Origin of the sequence: Bradyrhizobium uaiense, assembly GCF_010811875.1 — a bacterium.
Classification (GTDB): domain Bacteria; phylum Pseudomonadota; class Alphaproteobacteria; order Rhizobiales; family Xanthobacteraceae; genus Bradyrhizobium; species Bradyrhizobium uaiense.
The window spans coordinates 30,543-48,295 of the sequence record NZ_VKHP01000038.1; the positions used below are offsets into that span (position 1 = coordinate 30,543).

Genomic DNA, 17,753 nt, shown 5'->3' on the forward strand with positions numbered 1-17,753 from the left:
CAATCACCATGACGCGTGTTCTGATCGCCGACGACGAAGACTCGATGCGCTCGCTGGTGGCGCGCGCCATCGCCATGGACGGCCACGAGACCGTGACCGCGCAAGACGGCGCCGAGGCGCTGGAGGTGCTGACGCGCGATGAGGGCGCGTTCGACCTCTTGCTTACCGACATCCAGATGCCCGTGATGGACGGCATCGCGCTGGCCCTGACCGCGGCACGCGACTTCCCCGGGCTGAAGATCCTGCTGATGACCGGCTTCGCGCATCAGCGCGAGCGCGCCTCCGGCCTCAATGCGATCGTGCATGACGTGGTGACCAAGCCGTTCTCGGTCGCCGACATCCGCACGGCGGTGGCGGACGCGCTGGCGGCAAGGAAGGCCAACTAGGACGTCATTGCGGGCGAAGCAACTCGCCTCACATTCTGTGTCAAGCTCCGCGAAAGCGGGGCATCCAGTACGCCGCGGCTTCTCGATTCAATTGCTGACGTCTCTGCAATACCGCATCGCCCAATCGCGCGCCGCGCGATGACGGTGGAATGTGTGGTGGCCTCAATAATCCTTCAGCAGGCGCTCGATGTAATCGAGCTCGATCTGCGGCCGCGACGGATCGGCGAGGCGGCGGCGCAGCTCTTCGAGGATGCGGCGGACGCGCTGGACATCGATCTCGCCGGGAATCTTCACGGTGTAGTCGTCGCCGAACTCGCGGCCGTGCAGCGGCCGGCCGAGCGGATCGGTCTGGTTGCCGCCGCTCTGCTGGCGGCCGGCGCGGTTGCCGGGGCTATCGCCCGGCTGGTCGCCGTCGCCCTGCTGCATCGCGTCGGCAAGGCTCTGCGCGCCCTTGCGCAAGGCGTCCAGCGCGCGGCCTTGCGAATCCACCGCGCCGTCGGCATTGCCCTCGCCGAGCCGGCCCGACGCATCGCCCATCGCGGAATCGGCCTGGTCGAGCCCGTCGCCGTCATCACCCTGATCGCCGCCCTGGTCGCCCTGCTGCGCCTGATCGCCCTTCTGGCCCTGGCCCTTCTGCCCCTGCTGGCCCTTCTGGCCGCGCTGATCCGGACCCATGCCGCGCTTGGCGAGTTCTTCCTGCAATTTCTTCAGGCGGTCGCGCAGCGCCTGCTGATCCTGTTGCAGATCGCCCATCGACTGGTCGCCCTGCTTGCCGCGCATGCGATCGCGGCGGGAGTCCTGGCCCTGCTTGAAGGTCTTGTCGCGCAATTGCTGCTGCTTGCGGATCATGTCGCCGAGCTCGTTGAGCGACTGCTGCATGTCGTCGTCGCCCTGATTGGGCTGCGCCATCTGCAGGTTTTCCAGCATCTGCTGCATCTGCTCGAGCAGCTGCCGCGCCGCATCCTTGTCGCCGGAGCGCGACAGCCGCTCCATGCGATCGAGCATGTTCTTGAGATCCTGTTGGCTCAGCACCTTGGCGTTGGGATCGAGCGGCCGGGCGAGCTGCTGCGGATTGTTGCGGAACTGCTCGACCATCTGGCGCAGGAAATTGTCCAGCGCCGCGCGCAGATTGTCGGTGAGCTTCTTGATCTCCTCGTCGGTCGCGCCGCGCTCCAGCGCCTGCTTGAGCGCGTCCTGCGCCGCGCGCAGCGCCTTGTCGACATCACTGATGTCGCCGTCCTCGATGGTGACGGCGAGCGACCACAGGCTGGCGACGACCTCGCGCAGCTGATCGTCGGTGCGGGCCGCCTCGAGCTGGCGGGCCACGGTGTGCAGGCCGAGATAATAGCCGGTCTCCGGCATGAACATTTCAGGCGCGATCATCAGCGCGTCGAGCGCGGCGTAGACCTGCCCGTTCTGGTTGGCATCGAGCGCAAGGATCCGACGCTGCTCGATCAGCGCGCGCGCCAATGGCTTGGTGAACAGACGCTCGGGCAGCCGCATGTTGAACGGTTCGCTCTTGCCCTCATTGCCGGCTTCATCCTTGGCGGTCAGCGTCAGCGTCACGTCGGCGCCGGCATAGGGATCCTCGCTGAGGTCCTTGACGGTCTGGCCGACGCCGTTGCGGGTGCGCGCATTCGGCAGCACCAGCGGGAATTGCGGCGGCTCGAACAGCGGACGCGGCTGCGTCGTCTTGCCGTCGGCATCCTTTGCTGCATCCTTTGTTGCATCCTTGGGCGCATCGCCCGGTCGCGGCGCGAACTGCGCGCGCGCTTCGGTCACGCCGTAATCGTCCTCGAGCCGGTAGGACATCTGCAAGGCGCCACGTGCCTGCCGCTCCGGATCCTTGGCGAGCGCGATCGACGGCGGGCGGTCCGGCGTCGCGGTGAACTTCCACTGCGGCTGACCGGCCGGCGCGCGGACATGCGCGGTGCCGTCGCCGGTGATCTTGAAATGCCGCTCGTTGGTGCCCTTGGGCGCCTGCCCCTCCGGCGCGACCTCATTGACGCCGCCACCGACCACGACGTCGATGGTGCCGCCGCTCGAGCGCACCAGGAGCGTGCTGCCCGAGGGAACCGCGAGCGGGGTGGTGTCGGCCGCGTTGGCGTCCTCGTTGGCATTCGACAGGATGATCGGCGGCTTGCCGGTGTAGTTCGGCGGCGTCACCCAGGCATCGACCCGGACATTGGCCGGCGCCATGATGCCGTTCCAGTCGAACGCGGAGGCGACCCGCAGGCCGCGCTCGTCGCCGGCCGCGACATAGCTCGCGACCAGCATCACGATGACCAGCGCGCGCAGCGCCCAGGGATCGTGCAGCGAGACGCGCGGCCGCGGCAGGCCGGCGCGGATGCGCTTGATCGAGGCCAGCGTGCGCTCGCGCTGCGCCTGCCACAGTGCCAGCGCAAACGGGTCCTTGTTCGTGAGCGTGTCGGAGAGCGTGGTCGCCGGACGATGGCGGATGCCGGCGCCGCGGTCGAGCCGGCTCAGGCCCTCCTCGCGGCTCGGCCAGCGGAAGCGCAGCAGCGGCGACAATGCTGCGAGCCCGGCAAGGCCGAACAGGCCGGCACCGGCCAGGCGTGCTGCAAACGGCAGCACCAGCCACAGCCCGGCCCAGGATGCGACCAGGAACAATCCTGCAACCGTCAGGAACCGCGCCAGATGCGGCCAGGCCCGTTCCCACGCGATCGCGAATTTTGCCCGCTGCAGAGCCTCGGTCAGCTTCAAACGCGCGATCGCATCGCTGTCGGGGACGGCGCGTGAGGCGTTGTCAGACGGGTCGATGTTGGCTCCGCTCAATAAAATCTCCGGGGTAGCCGGCAGATCAGCCTAGCACGGCGGCGGCTTTGAGGCACCCGTTCCCCGACGTAACCCACACCGGGAAATACGCATAACACGAAGGCGTGACTGCGGCGGTGCGACCCCGTAACTTCCCGGCCCGAACCAACGCCTTAGGCATGAGGAAACGATATGGACCAGAAGACGCACGACAAGGGGCTCGAAATCCGCAAGGCGGTGCTCGGCGAGGCCTATGTCAACAATGCGCTGAAGAACTCGGACAGCTTCAACAAGCCGTTCCAGGAACTCGTCACCGAATATTGCTGGGGTGCGGTGTGGGGCCGCGAGGAGCTGCCGCGCAAGACGCGCAGCATGCTCAACCTCGCCATGATCTCGATCCTGAACCGGCCGCACGAATTGAAGGCGCACATCAAGGGCGCCCTGACCAACGGCGTCTCCCGCGACGAGATCCGCGAGATCTTCATGCAGGTCTCGATCTATGCCGGCATCCCGGCCGGCGTCGACAGCTTCCGCATCGCGCGCGAAGTGTTCGCCGAACTCGACAACAAGGCGTGAGGCGCTGCTGCCTCACCGCCGTCGTCCTGGCGAAAGCCAGGACCCATAACCACAGGCGTTCGTGGCGAGAACACGCTGGGGCTCCAGCGGAGCACAGCAATTGACCGCGGTGGTTATGGGTCCCTGCTTTCGCAGGGACGACATCGGATGTGAGGCACGCGGCTTCGCGCATAACGACGAAGAGAGGAACACCATGGAAATCGGATTCATCGGCCTCGGGAAGATGGGCTTCCCGATGGCGCGCCGGCTGATCGAGGCCGGCCACAAGCTCACCGTGTTCGACACCCGCAAGGACGCGCTCGCAAGGCTGGTGGCGCGCGGCGCTGAGGCAGCAACGTCGCCCAGGGACGTCGCCGACCGCGTCGAGACCGTGATGGCGAGCCTGCCCTCGCTGCAGGCCTCGCTTGAGGTCGCGACCGGCGCCGGCGGCGTGATCGAGGGCAAGCGCGTCAAGCGCTTCATCGATCTCTCCACCGTCGGCTCGCAGATGGCGGTCAAGATCCACGATCTCTTGGCCAAGAGGAACATCGTGCAGATCGACAGCCCGATCTCCGGCGGCGTCTCCGGCGCCGAGAAGGGCACGCTGGCGGTGATGGTGTCGGGCCCGCGCGCCGATTTCGAGCTGGTGAAGGGCGCGCTCGACGTAATCGGCAAGGTGTTCTTCATCGGCACCAAGCCGGGCTCCGGCCAGACCATGAAGCTCGCCAACAACTTCCTGTCGGCGACCGCGATGGTCGCGACCTCGGAAGCTGTGGTGATGGGCGTGAAGTCCGGGCTCGATCCGGCCGTGATGATCGACGTCATCAATGCCGGCTCCGGGCTAAACACCGCGAGCCGCGACAAGTTTCCGCGCGCGGTGCTGCCGCGCAGCTTCGACTTCGGCTTCGCCACCGGGCTGATGGTGAAGGACGTGCGGCTCGCGGTCGAGGAAATGCGCTCGCTCGGGCTTTCGATGGAAGTCGCCGAAGCGGTCGGCCGGCTCTGGGAAGTCATCATCCGCGACGAGGGACCGGAGTCGGACTTTACGGCTGCGATCAAGCCGATCGAGAAGGCCGCGGGGGTGATCGTGGGTGGCGGTAAGGGCGGAGCTCACGCCGCGAAGTAAGGCGGTCGACAAAGAGCCGCCGTCGTCCCGGGCAAGCGAAGCGCGACCCGGGACCCATAACCACAGGCGTTTGTGATTCAGCTGAGCTGGGCCCCGGCTCAGTGTAACAATCAAGGGCGGTGGTTATGGGTCCTGGCCTTCGCCAGGACGACACTATTGATGCGGCACGCTAGTGCCTCACAACCACGGCGCGGGCTTGTCCATCGCGATCAGCGCGTCGACGTCGATGCGCGGGCGGACCACAGCATACTGGTCGTCCTTGACCAGCACCTCCGGCACCAGAGGCCGGGTGTTGTAGGTGCCGGACTGCACGGCGCCATAGGCGCCGGCGGTCATGATCGCCAGGAGATCGCCGGCCTTCGGCTGCGGCAGCGCACGGTCGAGCGCGAGATAGTCGCCGGTCTCGCAGACCGGGCCGACCACGTCGCCGACCATGGTCGGCGTGCCCTGCGCCGGCTGACGCACGGCTAAGATGTCGTGATGCGCTTCATACAGCGTCGGCCGGATCAGATCGTTCATCGCGGCATCGATGATGACGAAGTTCTTGGCCTCGCCCGGCTTCACATGGATCACGCGGGCAACGAGGATGCCGGCATTGCCGACGATCATGCGGCCCGGCTCGAACATCAGCGTGCAGCCGAGATTATGCGTGACCCGCTTGACCATCGCGGCATAGGCATCTGGCGCCGGCGGCGCGGCGCGGTCCATGTAGTAGGGAATGCCGAGCCCGCCGCCGAAATCGATATGCGAGATATCGTGGCCGTCGGCGCGCAGCGTCTGCACGAATTCGGCGAGCAGCCGGAAGGCCACTTCCAGCGGACCGAGATCGGTGATCTGGCTGCCGATATGCACGTCGGTGCCGGTGACCTTGATGCCGGGCAGCTTCGCCGCGCGGGCATAGACCTCGCGGGCGCGCGCGATCGGAATGCCGAACTTGTTCTCCGACTTGCCGGTCGAGATCTTGGCATGAGTGCCGGCGTCGACGTCGGGATTGACCCGCACCGAGATGCGCGCGGTCTTTTTCATTTCGACCGCAAGGCGCGACAGCATCTCGAGTTCCGGCTCGGACTCGATATTGATGCAGAGGATGTCGGTGGCGAGCGCGGCGCGCAGCTCGCCTTCGGTCTTGCCGACGCCCGAGAACACAATCTTCGACGGCGGAATGCCGGCTGCCAGCGCCCGCTTCAACTCGCCGCCCGACACCACGTCGGCGCCGGCGCCGAGCTTGGCCAGCGTGCGCAGCACCGACTGGTTGGAGTTCGCCTTCATCGCATAGCAGACCAGCGCCTTCTCTCCGGCGAAGGCTTCGGTGAAGACGCGGTAGTGCCGCTCCAGCGTCGCGGTCGAATAGCAATAGAACGGCGTGCCGACGGCTTCCGCGAGCTCAATGAGATTGACCGCCTCGGCATGCAGCACGCCGTTGCGATAGTCGAAATGGTTCATGACAAGCTTTTAGATACTAGTTGCCGAGCAGCGGATCGAGGACGAAAGACCGTTTGTTGCCTTTCGACGCGGCCGGCGCGGCATCCGAGCCGTAGGTCGGATTGAACACGCTGGGCTGCGCCGCCCGCTCGGCCTCGGTATCGCCCGGCGCGGCGTTCGCGGTCGGCGGCAGGTCGAGCGGTCCCTTGCGGCCGCAGCCGCCGAGCGCGAGCGTTGCAGCGCTCAGCACAATGATGGCCCATCCCGAGGGGGTCAGGCGGTTCTTGCTAATCACAACGAATTCCCCAATTCGGGCGGCACCATACAAACATTGGCGTGCTCTGGCGAGAGGCCGAGGGCTGAGAAATCACGGCCAAATTTTCCGGTTCAGCCCAATTTTCGCTCTTTTTCCAGCCGCTTGGCCCAGGCTTTGGCCTGCGCCATCACATTCTTCGGCGCCGTGCCGCCAAACGAGGTCCGGCTCTTCACCGAAGATTCGACGCTGAGCACCTTAAGCGCCTCAGCCGTAATCTTCGGCTCGACCTCCTGCATGGCCGCCAACGGTAATTCGTGCAGCGCCACGCCCTGCTTCGAGGCCAGGCCGACGATGCGCCCGGTCACGTGGTGGGCGTCGCGGAACGGCATTTTCAGGGTGCGCACCAGCCAGTCGGCAAGGTCGGTCGCGGTCGCGTAGCCCTCGCCGGCGGCGGCCTTCATCTTGGCCTCGTCCGGCACCAGGTCCTCGACCATGCCGGTCATGGCGCGGATCGCGAGCGACAGCGCCTCGAACGCCTCCATCGCGCCCTGCTTGTCCTCCTGCATGTCCTTTTGATAGGCGAGCGGCAGGCCCTTCATCACGATCAGGAGCGCTGACAGCGCACCGATCACACGGCCGGTCTTGGCGCGCACCAGCTCGGCGGCGTCCGGGTTGCGCTTCTGCGGCATGATCGACGAGCCGGTGGTGAACTTGTCGCTGAGCTTGACGAGACCGACCAGGGGCGAAGTCCAGATCACGATCTCCTCGGCGAAGCGCGACATGTGCACCGCGCAGATCGCGGCTGCCGACAGCGTCTCCAGCACGAAATCGCGGTCGGACACCGCGTCGAGCGAATTGGCCATCGGCCGGTCGAAGCCGAGCGCCTGGGCGGTAGCAGTGCGGTCGATCGGAAACGAGGTACCGGCGAGCGCGGCGGCGCCGAGCGGCGACTCATTCAGCCGCTTGCGCGCGTCGGCAAAGCGGCCACGGTCGCGACCGGCCATCTCGACATAGGCCAGCAGATGATGGCCGAAGGTCACCGGCTGCGCGGTCTGCAGATGCGTGAAGCCCGGCATGACCGTTCCGGCATGCTCCAGCGCACGGGCGACCAGCGCTTGCTGGAACGCGGCCAGCGCCGCATCGGTCTCGTCGATTGTATCGCGGACATAGAGCCGGAAATCGGTCGCGACCTGGTCGTTGCGCGAGCGGGCTGTATGCAGCCGGCCCGCGGCGGGCCCGATCAGTTCGGACAGCCGCGACTCGACATTCATATGGATGTCCTCGAGCGCGCGCTTGAAATCGAAATCGCCCTTGCCGATTTCTGACAAAATCGTGTCTAGACCTTTGCCGATATTTTTCGCATCAGCTGACGTGATGATGCCTTGCGCGGCGAGCATCGCGGCGTGGGCCTTGGACGCGGCAATGTCCTGGGCGTAAAGGTGACGGTCGACGTCGATGGAGACGTTGATTTCCTCCATGATCGCGTCGGGACGCTCCGAGAACCGGCCGCCCCACATCTTGTTGCTCATGACATCTCGCTCACGAATTTGTATTTCAGGCCCTGCTGTTCCCGCGCCGAGACGGCGAAACAGCATGGCGGTTCCGGTCGTAATTCCCGGCACTGCTTAGCCACATCTGACCCAGGATGACAAACGATATGCCCGAGACGACCCCATCCGAACCGACCGCCAAGTCGAGTGCCAGGCCGACTGCCAAGTGGCGCATCCCGCTGGTGATCGGCGCCGTGCTGGCCGGGGCCGCGATCGGCTATGTCGGGGTCTCCGGCCTCAAGCATCCCGCGGGCGGCGATATCGCCTGCAACAGCGCGGTAGATCTGGCCAAGAAGATCGCCCCGCTCGCCCATGGCGAAGTCGCGGCGCTGACCATGGCGACCACGCCCTTGAAGCTGCCCGACCTGACCTTCGAGGACGCCAACGGTCAGCCGAAGAAGCTCTCGGACTGGCGCGGCAAGACCGTGCTCGTGAATTTGTGGGCGACCTGGTGCGTGCCCTGCCGCAAGGAGATGCCGGCGCTCGACAGCCTGCAGACCAAGCTCGGCGGCAAGGATTTCGAGGTGGTCGCGATCAACATCGACACCCGCGACCCGGACAAGCCGAAGAACTTCCTGAAGGAAGCCAATCTGACCAATCTCGGCTATTTCAGCGACCAGAAAGCCAAGGTCTTTCAGGACCTTAAGAACATAGGCAAAGCGCTGGGCATGCCGACCTCGGTGCTGGTCGACGGCAAGGGCTGCGAAATCGCCAATATCGCCGGTCCCGCCGAATGGGCGAGCGACGATGCGATCAAGCTGGTGAAGGCGGCGCTGGCCCCGGCCGCGGCCGGGTTCTGATCAGGCGACGGCGTTGAGATTGCCGCCTATACCGGGACCGAGATTTGCGGTGGAGGGGTTGCCGAGCAGGGTCTGAACCGCAGACCTCTCCGCGTCGAGATTCTGCTTGGTCACCCGGGTCGCGATCTCGCCTTGCAGGTTGCCCTGCTGCATCGACAAGATGCTCGACACCATGCTCATCATGTCCATGCGCGGTACTCCCGGAACTGGCTCTGGGGTAGCGCGCGAAAGTTAATACTTGGGTAATGCATGACCGCATCAGGCTGACGCATCGTCGTCCTCATGGCGCAGCAAGTCGCCGGGCTGGCACTTCAGATAGGTGCAAATCCGTTCCAGCGTATCGAACCTGACGCCCTTCACCTTGCCCTGCTTGAGCAGGGACAAATTGGCCTCGGTGATCCCGACATATTCGGCAAGCTCCTTCGATTTCACGTTGCGCTCGGCGAGCATCACGTTGAGCCGGACCCGGATCGGCATCGCAACCGCCTCAAACGAATTGCGCGTGCTCGTCGGCGATCGCATTGGCTTCGGCCATCACCCAGGCCGTGACCGCGACCAGGCCGGCAAACAGCAGCGCCAGCAGCGTGTCGGAACCAAACGCGATGACGACGGACTTGCCTAGTGCGTAGGTCTGCCAGCTCAGCAGGATCGAGAGCAGCGCGCCGATCAACGGCTTCAGCAAGGTCGAGACCAGCATCGCGATCGCGAGGTCGCGCAACCCCGTGACGTTTTCGGCCGTGAAGAACCGCCCGTCCGCGAACGACGCGAAGCAGCGGCGCACGCGCGACAGTCCCCAGATCAGACAGGCCAGCGGCAACGCCGAGACCATGAGACCCATCAGGCGAACCAGCCAGCCGATTGGATGGAAGGCGATCCCGGTCAGCCCCGCATCGCGCAGGATCGCCTCATCCGGGCTCGTCAGCCAATAGGCCAGCAGGCCCACGGCGAGCACGAACGAGATGCCGGTGCACGCATAGGCGAGCACGCGGCTGACCGCACTGATGCGTTCAAGACGCGCCGGTCGCGCGGACTGGGGAAGCTCTGACGAGAGGGACGCGGACATTTGAACCTCGGGACTATTGACCTGACATTATTGTTTTACAATAATTATTATCTGCAAGTCAACATGTATCGAAAGGTAGCCTCATGCTGAACCGCCCGACCCGCGCCATCTGTGCCCTCCTCGTGCTGACGACCGCTGCGCACGCTCAGCCTTCGACATCGCGTGGGCAGATCTCGGTCGCGCAGGTCAGGGCGATGTTGGACCAGGCCGCGACCAATCCCACCGCGCGGCAAACGCTGACAGCCTATCTGGCCGGCACCGGCGAAGCCGCCGGCTGGCTGCTCGATGCCGCGCGCAGCCGGCCGCCCTGCCCCCGTCAGCTGACGCTCGACGCCGAGCAGGCCCGCGACGCGATCGCAAGCGCGGCTGCCACCGCCGCGACCGAGACACCGGCAACGCCGCTGATCGTCCGCGACATGCTCAAGCGCGCGGGGTGCCACCTGACTGAATGAGAAGCCGCTCAGGCCGCGTTCGCCGCGAACGCTGCGCCGAGGGTGCGCAGCGCCTGCCGCGTCCGCGCGTCCGACAGCTTCGAGTGCAGCATGACGTCGCGCGACGGCAATGGCGGCAGGCCAAGCCGGGGCCCGAGATCGATGGTATCGGCCGGTGCCACCCGGCGCGCCAACGCGGCGACCGCGAGCCCCGCGGAGATCGCGGCCCCGATCGTCGCAAGCCCGCCACCGACGAACGCCTCGGTCCAGGCGATACCGGCGGTGTCGAGAACTTCGACGGCCATGGCGCGCACGCTGCACGGCTCGGCTTGCGTGGCGAGCCGCAACGGCTCGCCCGGCCGATGGTGAAAATCGGGCGCCGCCATCCAGCCAAAGGGTTCTTCGAACAGCACGTCGCCATCGCGGCGCTTGGTGTCGTGGCGTAGCGCGATTGCAGCATCGAGCTTGCCGTCGTCGAATGCGCTGAGCACCGCGCGCGACGTGTCGACGTGCAGCTGGATCACCAGGCCAGGATCGGTGGCGTTCATCCGCTTCAACAGCGAGGCCAGCTCCGTTCCGACGATGTGGTGGCTGATGCCGACGACCAACCGCCGATGCTCGACCGCAAACGACCCGATCGCCGATTGATGCGCGGCAACCAGATTGCGCGCCGCGCCGAGAAAGGCCGCACCTTCGGCGGACAGCCGGACCAGCCGCGGCGTGCGCTCCAGCAGCCGCCGGCCGAGCCCGTCTTCCAGCCGCCTGATCTTCAAACTGACCGCCGACTGCGTGGTCTCCATGACCTGCGCCGCGCGCGTGAAGCTGCTGAGGTCGGCGACCAGGACAAAGGCCTGCACCGCCTCGACGTCGAGTGCCTTCATGGCCATTCATTTAAATTGGCAATCATTGAAATACGATATCATACTATTTTTCAATGATCAACGAACCCCTAGGATCAGCTGAACGCAACCATCGCCAGGAGAGCCACCATCATGCCGTTGACCCGTGTCTCGCTGCGGCGGGGCAAGCCCGCCGCCTACCGCAAGGCCATTCTCGACAGCCTTTATCGCGCCATGCGCGAGACCTTCGATGTGCCGGAAGGCGATCGCTTCATGACGGTCTCCGAGCACGACGACGACAATTTCGCCTACGGCGCGGACTACCTTGGCATCAGGCGCAGCGGCGATCTGGTCATCATTCAGATCACCGTCAGCAACACCCGCCCGGTGACGCAGAAGCAGGCACTCTATCGCCGGATCGCCGAACTGCTGACGGAGAGCCCCGGCCTGCGCGCCGAGGACGTCTTCATCAACCTCGTCGAGGTGCTCCCCGAGAACTGGTCGTTCGGCAACGGTGAGGCGCAGTACGTCCGATGACCGCACCACCGATCCTCTCGCCGCGGATGCGCGGCATCAAGGCATCGCCCGCCTCGGTGCTGCGCCGCCGCGCCCGCGAGCTGCGCGCCACCGGGCGCGACATCATCGAGTTGTCGTCGGGCAATCTGGACTTCCCGACACCGGATCATGTGATCGCCGCGGCGCATGACGCGGCCTTGCGCGGCGAAACCCGCTACACCGATGTCGACGGCACGCCGGAGCTGAAGCAGGCGGTGCAGGCCGCGCTGCTGCGCGACCATCATCTCGACTATCGGCCGGATGAGATCGTCATCACCAACGGCTCGACGCAGGCGCTGTTCAATGCGCTGCTGGCAACGCTGGCGCCCGCCGACGAGGTGATCATCCCTGCCCCCTATTGGGCGCCCTATCTCGATCAGGTGCGGCTGGCGGGCGGCACGCCCGTGGTCGTGCCGTGCGCGCAGAACAACGGCTTCAAGCTGCGCGCGGAGGATTTGCAGGCAGCGATATCGCCGCGAACGCGCTGGATAGTGCTCAACAATCCGGTCAATCCGTCCGGCGCGCTGTATTCGCGTGAGGATCTGTCCGAGATCGCCGCGGTCCTGCTGCGGCATCCGGACATCTGGGTGCTTGCCGACGGGCTCTACGAGCACATCGTGTTCAACGGCACGCCCGCGCCGACGCTTGCGGAGATCGAGCCGCGCCTGAAGCCGCGGACATTGACCGTCAGCGGCCTCGCCAAGAGCTACGCCATGATGGGATGGCGGATCGGCTATGCCGCCGGACCAGCGGCGCTGATCCGCGAGATCATCACGATCCAGTCGCAGACCACGTCGGGTGCATCGTCGATCAGCCAGGCCGCCGCGGTCGCGGCGCTCGATGGTGCGCAGGATGTGCTGACGGAACGCGCCGCCATCCTTCGCGCGCGGCGCGATCGCTTTGCCGAACTGCTGAATGAATGCGCCGGGCTGTCCTGCGTGCCGCCGGAAGGCACGTTCTATCTGCTGGTCAATTGCGCCGGCGTGATCGGCAAGCGTGCGCCCGACGGCAAGGTGATCGCGACCGACCGCGATTTCTCCGCCTACTTGCTCGAGCAGGCCGATGTGGCGGTGTTTCCCGGCGAGGATCTCGGGCTGTCGCCCCATATCCGCGTCAGCTTCGCCAACCCGTCGGCGACCATCGAAGAAGCCGCAAGGCGATCGAAGCGCGCCTGCGAGGCATTGCAATGACGCCTCACGGACACAGCCAGCGCCTGGCGCTAACAGCGCATCTGCTCGGACTTGGAACGGGCACAACGGTCATTGTCGGTCTCGTGCCGACAGCGCTTGCGCTGCAGCGGGCACTGACCTGAAGAGAGCTCGGGCGCGTACTCATAAATCCGCCACGTCGGCTCTCCCCCCCTAAAACCGGACATCGCCGGGTGACCACGGAGTGTCGGTTTTAGGCCCAACAGCGGAAGTGACCATCACTCGATCACCTCGTTAGGACACCGACCGTCGTACCATTGATTGCGGGAAGAACGTTCGGATGCCGACGGCTGGTGACGACGTTGATCTATATCAAGGCTACCTGCCGCTGAAGGGCAATAACGCGTTTCGCACCATGCGGCGGCGCATTCGCTCTCCTCAACAGGGGTTATTGACATGCAATCCTCCCGGCCTAACGAGCCCAGTCGGCGCGTTGTACTCGGCGCACTCGCAACGGTGCCAGTACTCTACGTGCCGCTCACTCGCAATGCGCAGGCGCAAACAACTACCGCCCAAGCACCGTCTACCGAAGGGGCCGGGTTTTCGTTCGCTGCGGTCGGCGACACCAGACCGATGATGTACCTCCCGCTCAAGGAAGGGCAGCCGGACCTCAACAAGTTCTTCGTTGAGATGTTCGGGCTGGTGATGCCGGAGAAGGTCGCTGAAGCCATTGTGGCGAGGGATGTGAAGATGATCTTCGATCCGGTCACAAAAGAGCTGATTAAGGTAATCATGCCATTCGCGTCCAAAACGGAAGTCATGACACTGACCGTCGATAAAGGATGGGTGACAGAGGCATCCGTGGAAGACTTGAAACTGCTTCCCGGAGTGCACCGCACGATGTTCCGGCTTCAGGGCGGCGAATGGGTTACCCGTGAAATCGTGAAGGACGTTCAATCCGGTCGCGCCAAATTCGTGGTCAACAGCGGTGACGCCGTATGGTGGGGCAATCAGGGCTTGACTGTCAGTGACAGCCCATACTGGAAGCGCGTGAATGATACGATGTTGAAGAAGCTACCTGCACCGGACGACGAGATGCGCGCAGCCGGTCTCGATGGACGCTTTTTCATGAGTGTAGGCAATCACGAGGTGTGGGCCGATCCAAAAATCGAGGGCGTTCTCTCGGCCGTGCCATATTTGAAGAAATTCGGCGTGACGCCCGACAAGCTCATCTACAAATTCGACTTCAAAGGTACCCGCTTTATCTATCTTTGGAGCGGCAAGTACGACTACCGCTCGCCTTCGCTTTGGGACGCTGATCGGCCAAAATATGCCGAACAGATCACGCAGCTTCAGAAGTGGATGGACGACGCCAGGGCCAATGGCATTCGTAAGGTCTTTATTGTCTTCCACTATCCTGTGTTTGCGCGGTCGGGCTTAGGTCCAATCCCAGCCCCCGACAATCCGCACAAGGTGATCGCGTCGTATGCTAAGGACACGGAGGTGGTCGTGTTGAACGGGCACGTCCACACCACCGAAATCTACGAGGTAGATGGCGTAAAGTATCTGATGCTGGGCGGTGGCGGCGCGGAACAGGACCCAATCCTCCCCGGCCGCACGAGCATCAAGGTACCCGCTGACTATCCGCCCGATCTCTACTGGAAGGGACAGGCCCCGAAAGAGGAATACAATTACGTGCTTGTCGATGTCCAACCCGACCAAAAGACGAAATTCACCCTCAATCGGTTCAGGCCGTGGTCGGCAGAACCGTTCGGGGCTGAGGAACTCTTCAAGTGAGCCGGGAGCAGGCATTTACGGGAGTGAGGTTCTGGCGACAGCTCTTCTGATCATCCACGGATTGATCGCAGTAGCACTACTTGGCGCGATGACGCACCAGACTTTGGCGGCATGGGCATCGGTGGCGGCGCGACCGCCTTCATTCTTTGGCCGCTTTCGTTCTGTGCCGTCCGCCTTGTTTGCAAACGCTGTGGTCGCTTTGTATGTGGCCACAACGCTGCTGGGTGGGATCATCTACCTTTATTTCCGTGTGGACGTCAGACCCGAGTTAGAGCGTGCGGGTCACTGGCACGTACTCGGCTTCTTCGATCTCAAGGAGCACTTCGCAGCCATCGGTTTGGCGTTGTTACCCGCCTATTGGGTTTGCTGGCGACGCCCGCTTGATGATGAGCCAGCCCAAACACGCACCGCGCTCACTTCGATCCTTGCCTTTATCGTTTGGTGGGGCTTTCTGTCCGGCCACGTCGCCAACAATATTATGGGTTTCGGCTCATGACGTCCTCAACGCCATTCCGCCGCTTTGCATTCGCGTTCGGGACCACGTTCGGGGTCTTCTACGTTGTCGCACTTGCCAAGGACCTTGCCCTTTTCTCCGTTTTCCCGTCCCTCGGCGTCGTGCTCGCTGGCACGCATCACTCGCGAGATGTCGCCGACCCCGCGATGGGGTTTCTGGCTCCTGCGATGTACTGGTACGGGTGGGTTGCGACCGCCGCACTCGGGGCACTGATGGTCGGCCTTGTTGCTGCTTCGCCGCCCGGACGTTCGGTGCGATACGTTTGGCCAGGATGGGTGTGGGCAATTCCTGCTCTTTCGATGATCGCTTGCATCTATCTCACTCTGCCTTGGTTTCGGCTCTGACTTGGTTGCGACTTCCGCAATGGGTCATCCTCGACCGATTTCACCGTGGGTCCGCGATGTCCCTTATTCTCCGGAAGCGGACATCGGACCGCTGGCGTGAGTACGCGCCCCAGTGACTAAAGCCGCAAATACTCCGTCTCCCGCTACGGCCACGTTCCATAGCCCGCGGGGTGAGGCGCACCGCACTATTTCTGAATAATAGAATAGTGCCGCTGATTTGCCCGACATGTCAAGCCGGCACGCCGCCGGCTACTTTGCATGGGGTTGTTTTCGATATTTTGGCAGCGCGCCCCAGCGGAGGCAGGCTGTCACATATGGCAGCCCAGATTCCATGGCTCGTCCGGCCTGTCCCGGCCGAGACGACGTGGACCTGTCAGTTGCAAAATCTCACGCGATTACCGCGTCGGGATCGGCTTGTCGCCGCGATAGTCGTAGAAGCCGCGCTGGCTCTTGCGTCCGAGCCAACCGGCTTCGACATACTTCACCAGCAGCGGACACGGCCGGTACTTGGAGTCGGCCAGCCCCTCATGCAGCACCTGCATGATCGACAGGCAGGTGTCGAGGCCGATGAAATCGGCGAGCTCGAGCGGGCCCATCGGATGGTGCGCGCCGAGCTTCATCGCAGCATCGATCGCCTCGACGTTACCGACCCCTTCATACAGCGTGTAGATCGCCTCGTTGATCATCGGCAGCAGAATGCGGTTGACGATGAAGGCGGGGAAATCTTCCGACACCGCGACCTGCTTGCCGAGCTTGGCCACGAATGCCTTGGCAGTGTCGAAGGTCGTGTCGTCGGTGGCGATGCCGCGGATCAGCTCGACCAGCTCCATCGCCGGCACCGGATTCATGAAGTGAATGCCGATGAACTTCTCCGGGCGGTCGGTCGAGGCGGCGAGCCTTGTGATCGAGATCGACGACGAGTTGGTCGCGACGATCGCTTCCGGCTTCAGCACCGCGCAGACGTCGTGGAAGATCTTCCGCTTGGTCTCTTCCTTCTCGACCGCGGTCTCGATCACCAGATCGCAATCGGCCAGCGTATCGATCGACTCAGCGGAGGCGATGCGGTCGAGTGCCTGCTTGCGCTCGTTCTCGCTGATCGCCTTCTTGGCGACCTGGCGGGTCAGATTGCCGTTGATGGTCGCCAGCGCCGACTTCAGCCGGTCGCCGGACACGTCATTGAGCACCACGTCGAAACCGGCCAGCGCCGCCACATGGGCAATGCCATTGCCCATCTGGCCCGAACCGATCACGCCGACCTTTTTGATTGCCACCGTCATCTTGTCATCCACCGGAACGGCGCGCATGTCGCGCCTGCCCAATTCCAACGATACCCGAAGTGAAGCCTTCCGGGTTGCCCAATCCGCCGGAAAACGTTTCCCGGGACCACGATGTGATGACAGGTCATCACACCCCGATCCCATCTCTCCTGACGGGCATGATCCTTTCGGAAAAACGTTTCCGGATCATTGCCTCGAAAATGGTAACACCGGCTGGAGCTTACCCATCCAGCCGGTGTCTTGTCGCTTACTTTCCGAGCTTGCCGAGCGCTTCGGTGAGCTCTGGAACCGCCTGGTAGAGGTCGGCGACCAGGCCGTAATCGGCGACCTGGAAGATCGGCGCGTCTTCATCCTTGTTGATGGCGACGATCACCTTGGAGTCCTTCATGCCGGCCAGATGCTGGATCGCGCCGGAGATGCCGACCGCGACATAAAGTTCCGGGGCCACCACCTTGCCGGTCTGGCCGACCTGCCAGTCGTTCGGCGCATAGCCGGCATCGACCGCGGCGCGCGAGGCGCCGACACCGGCGCCGAGCTTGTCGGCGAGCGGCTCGATGTACTTGGCGAAGTTCTCGCGGCTCTGCATGGCGCGGCCACCCGAGACGATGATCTTGGCCGAGGTCAGTTCCGGACGGTCGCTCTTGGCGACTTCCTCGCCGACGAACGACGACAGGCCCGGATCGGCGGCCGATGCGGCGTTCTCGATCGCCGCGCTGCCGCCTTCGCCGGCGGCGGCGAAGGTCGAGGTGCGGACCGTGATCACCTTCTTGGCGTCCTTGGACTTCACAGTCTGGATCGCGTTGCCGGCATAGATCGGCCGCTCATATGTGTCGGGCGCGACGACCTTGATGATCTCGGAGACCTGCATGACGTCGAGCAGCGCTGCGACGCGCGGCATCACGTTCTTGAAGCGCG

At 64.3% G+C, this 17,753-nt stretch carries 19 protein-coding genes; 9 read left to right on the top strand and 10 right to left on the bottom strand.

Annotation, left to right across the window (positions count from 1 at the left end):
• Window positions 1-8 precede the first annotated feature (8 nt).
• Entirely contained in the window at window positions 9-386 is a 378-nt protein-coding gene (locus tag FNJ47_RS12205) for a response regulator (protein ID WP_163153320.1), read from the top strand.
• 162 nt (window positions 387-548) lie between these two features.
• Here FNJ47_RS12205 and FNJ47_RS12210 read toward each other — a convergent pair whose 3' ends face one another.
• Window positions 549-3,182 carry a TIGR02302 family protein gene (locus FNJ47_RS12210; protein WP_165445653.1) on the bottom strand — a complete coding sequence of 878 codons (2,634 nt, stop codon included), beginning with the start codon at window positions 3,180-3,182 and terminating at the stop codon, window positions 549-551.
• Between the two features lie 171 nt (window positions 3,183-3,353).
• Here FNJ47_RS12210 and FNJ47_RS12215 point away from each other — a divergent pair, with 171 nt between their 5' ends.
• Window positions 3,354-3,737: a carboxymuconolactone decarboxylase family protein gene (locus FNJ47_RS12215; RefSeq protein ID WP_018268955.1), complete on the top strand. Its 384-nt coding sequence runs from the start codon at window positions 3,354-3,356 to the stop codon at window positions 3,735-3,737.
• Between the two features lie 193 nt (window positions 3,738-3,930).
• Window positions 3,931-4,842 (top strand): NAD(P)-dependent oxidoreductase, encoded by a 912-nt coding sequence (locus FNJ47_RS12220; protein WP_163153321.1) that lies wholly within the window; start codon window positions 3,931-3,933, stop codon window positions 4,840-4,842.
• Window positions 4,843-5,019: 177 nt separating this feature from the next.
• Here FNJ47_RS12220 and lysA read toward each other — a convergent pair whose 3' ends face one another.
• The 3 genes from lysA to argH form a co-directional block, all read right to left on the bottom strand.
• Window positions 5,020-6,285: a diaminopimelate decarboxylase gene (gene lysA, locus FNJ47_RS12225; RefSeq protein ID WP_163153322.1), complete on the bottom strand. Its 1,266-nt coding sequence runs from the start codon at window positions 6,283-6,285 to the stop codon at window positions 5,020-5,022.
• A gap of 16 nt (window positions 6,286-6,301) precedes the next feature.
• The gene (gene lptM, locus FNJ47_RS12230) at window positions 6,302-6,559 is read right to left on the bottom strand and encodes an LPS translocon maturation chaperone LptM (RefSeq protein ID WP_163153323.1); all 258 of its coding nucleotides are present in this window, start codon (window positions 6,557-6,559) and stop codon (window positions 6,302-6,304) included.
• Window positions 6,560-6,651: 92 nt separating this feature from the next.
• Complete coding sequence (gene argH, locus FNJ47_RS12235) at window positions 6,652-8,049, bottom strand: argininosuccinate lyase (protein WP_163153324.1); 1,398 nt, start codon at window positions 8,047-8,049, stop codon at window positions 6,652-6,654.
• A gap of 128 nt (window positions 8,050-8,177) precedes the next feature.
• Between argH and tlpA the strand changes: the two genes are divergently transcribed.
• Window positions 8,178-8,870 (top strand): thiol:disulfide interchange protein TlpA, encoded by a 693-nt coding sequence (gene tlpA / locus FNJ47_RS12240; protein WP_347341658.1) that lies wholly within the window; start codon window positions 8,178-8,180, stop codon window positions 8,868-8,870.
• Here tlpA and FNJ47_RS12245 read toward each other — a convergent pair whose 3' ends face one another.
• The 3 genes from FNJ47_RS12245 to FNJ47_RS12255 all read right to left on the bottom strand — a co-directional run bounded on the left by FNJ47_RS12245 (window position 8,871) and on the right by FNJ47_RS12255 (window position 9,933).
• Window positions 8,871-9,059, bottom strand: coding sequence for a putative motility protein (locus FNJ47_RS12245; protein ID WP_163153326.1), 189 nt, complete (start codon window positions 9,057-9,059; stop codon window positions 8,871-8,873).
• A gap of 69 nt (window positions 9,060-9,128) precedes the next feature.
• Window positions 9,129-9,347 carry a helix-turn-helix domain-containing protein gene (locus FNJ47_RS12250; RefSeq protein ID WP_021079458.1) on the bottom strand — a complete coding sequence of 73 codons (219 nt, stop codon included), beginning with the start codon at window positions 9,345-9,347 and terminating at the stop codon, window positions 9,129-9,131.
• 10 nt (window positions 9,348-9,357) lie between these two features.
• On the bottom strand, window positions 9,358-9,933 hold the full coding sequence (locus tag FNJ47_RS12255; protein WP_163153327.1) for a DUF2975 domain-containing protein: 576 nt from the start codon (window positions 9,931-9,933) through the stop codon (window positions 9,358-9,360).
• 83 nt (window positions 9,934-10,016) lie between these two features.
• On the opposite strand from FNJ47_RS12255, the gene FNJ47_RS12260 reads away from it, so the two are divergent.
• Window positions 10,017-10,385 (top strand): chlorophyllide reductase, encoded by a 369-nt coding sequence (locus tag FNJ47_RS12260; RefSeq protein WP_163153328.1) that lies wholly within the window; start codon window positions 10,017-10,019, stop codon window positions 10,383-10,385.
• Window positions 10,386-10,393: 8 nt separating this feature from the next.
• Here the strand turns inward: FNJ47_RS12260 and FNJ47_RS12265 are convergent, their stop codons facing one another.
• A complete protein-coding gene (locus tag FNJ47_RS12265; RefSeq protein ID WP_163153329.1) occupies window positions 10,394-11,251 on the bottom strand; it encodes a LysR substrate-binding domain-containing protein in 858 nt (285 codons plus the stop codon).
• 105 nt (window positions 11,252-11,356) lie between these two features.
• Between FNJ47_RS12265 and FNJ47_RS12270 the strand changes: the two genes are divergently transcribed.
• From FNJ47_RS12270 to FNJ47_RS12285, 4 genes are all read left to right on the top strand, one after another.
• Window positions 11,357-11,740: a tautomerase family protein gene (locus tag FNJ47_RS12270; protein ID WP_163153330.1), complete on the top strand. Its 384-nt coding sequence runs from the start codon at window positions 11,357-11,359 to the stop codon at window positions 11,738-11,740.
• Window positions 11,737-12,948, top strand: coding sequence for a pyridoxal phosphate-dependent aminotransferase (locus tag FNJ47_RS12275; RefSeq protein WP_165445655.1), 1,212 nt, complete (start codon window positions 11,737-11,739; stop codon window positions 12,946-12,948). Before FNJ47_RS12270 ends, FNJ47_RS12275 begins: the two co-directional genes overlap by 4 nt.
• A 414-nt stretch (window positions 12,949-13,362) precedes the next feature.
• Entirely contained in the window at window positions 13,363-14,703 is a 1,341-nt protein-coding gene (locus tag FNJ47_RS12280; protein ID WP_235999843.1) for a metallophosphoesterase family protein, read from the top strand.
• Window positions 14,704-14,791: 88 nt separating this feature from the next.
• A complete protein-coding gene (locus FNJ47_RS12285; protein ID WP_057016305.1) occupies window positions 14,792-15,199 on the top strand; it encodes a hypothetical protein in 408 nt (135 codons plus the stop codon).
• A gap of 757 nt (window positions 15,200-15,956) precedes the next feature.
• Here the strand turns inward: FNJ47_RS12285 and FNJ47_RS12290 are convergent.
• Complete coding sequence (locus FNJ47_RS12290) at window positions 15,957-16,838, bottom strand: 3-hydroxybutyryl-CoA dehydrogenase (RefSeq protein ID WP_163153331.1); 882 nt, start codon at window positions 16,836-16,838, stop codon at window positions 15,957-15,959.
• Between the two features lie 247 nt (window positions 16,839-17,085).
• Window positions 17,086-17,753 (bottom strand): electron transfer flavoprotein subunit alpha/FixB family protein (locus tag FNJ47_RS12295; protein WP_163153332.1); only part of this gene is annotated, 668 nt, incomplete at its 5' end.

Coding starts and splice junctions, on each gene's coding strand:
- FNJ47_RS12205 (WP_163153320.1), top strand. CDS start 9: ATGACGCGTGTTCTGATCGCCGACGACGAAGACTCGATGCGCTCGCTG.
- FNJ47_RS12215 (WP_018268955.1), top strand. CDS start 3,354: ATGGACCAGAAGACGCACGACAAGGGGCTCGAAATCCGCAAGGCGGTG.
- FNJ47_RS12220 (WP_163153321.1), top strand. CDS start 3,931: ATGGAAATCGGATTCATCGGCCTCGGGAAGATGGGCTTCCCGATGGCG.
- lysA (WP_163153322.1), bottom strand. CDS start 6,285: ATGAACCATTTCGACTATCGCAACGGCGTGCTGCATGCCGAGGCGGTC.
- argH (WP_163153324.1), bottom strand. CDS start 8,049: ATGAGCAACAAGATGTGGGGCGGCCGGTTCTCGGAGCGTCCCGACGCG.
- tlpA (WP_347341658.1), top strand. CDS start 8,178: ATGCCCGAGACGACCCCATCCGAACCGACCGCCAAGTCGAGTGCCAGG.
- FNJ47_RS12245 (WP_163153326.1), bottom strand. CDS start 9,059: ATGGACATGATGAGCATGGTGTCGAGCATCTTGTCGATGCAGCAGGGC.
- FNJ47_RS12250 (WP_021079458.1), bottom strand. CDS start 9,347: ATGCCGATCCGGGTCCGGCTCAACGTGATGCTCGCCGAGCGCAACGTG.
- FNJ47_RS12255 (WP_163153327.1), bottom strand. CDS start 9,933: ATGTCCGCGTCCCTCTCGTCAGAGCTTCCCCAGTCCGCGCGACCGGCG.
- FNJ47_RS12260 (WP_163153328.1), top strand. CDS start 10,017: ATGCTGAACCGCCCGACCCGCGCCATCTGTGCCCTCCTCGTGCTGACG.
- FNJ47_RS12265 (WP_163153329.1), bottom strand. CDS start 11,251: ATGGCCATGAAGGCACTCGACGTCGAGGCGGTGCAGGCCTTTGTCCTG.
- FNJ47_RS12270 (WP_163153330.1), top strand. CDS start 11,357: ATGCCGTTGACCCGTGTCTCGCTGCGGCGGGGCAAGCCCGCCGCCTAC.
- FNJ47_RS12275 (WP_165445655.1), top strand. CDS start 11,737: ATGACCGCACCACCGATCCTCTCGCCGCGGATGCGCGGCATCAAGGCA.
- FNJ47_RS12280 (WP_235999843.1), top strand. CDS start 13,363: ATGCAATCCTCCCGGCCTAACGAGCCCAGTCGGCGCGTTGTACTCGGC.
- FNJ47_RS12285 (WP_057016305.1), top strand. CDS start 14,792: ATGACGCACCAGACTTTGGCGGCATGGGCATCGGTGGCGGCGCGACCG.
- FNJ47_RS12290 (WP_163153331.1), bottom strand. CDS start 16,838: ATGACGGTGGCAATCAAAAAGGTCGGCGTGATCGGTTCGGGCCAGATG.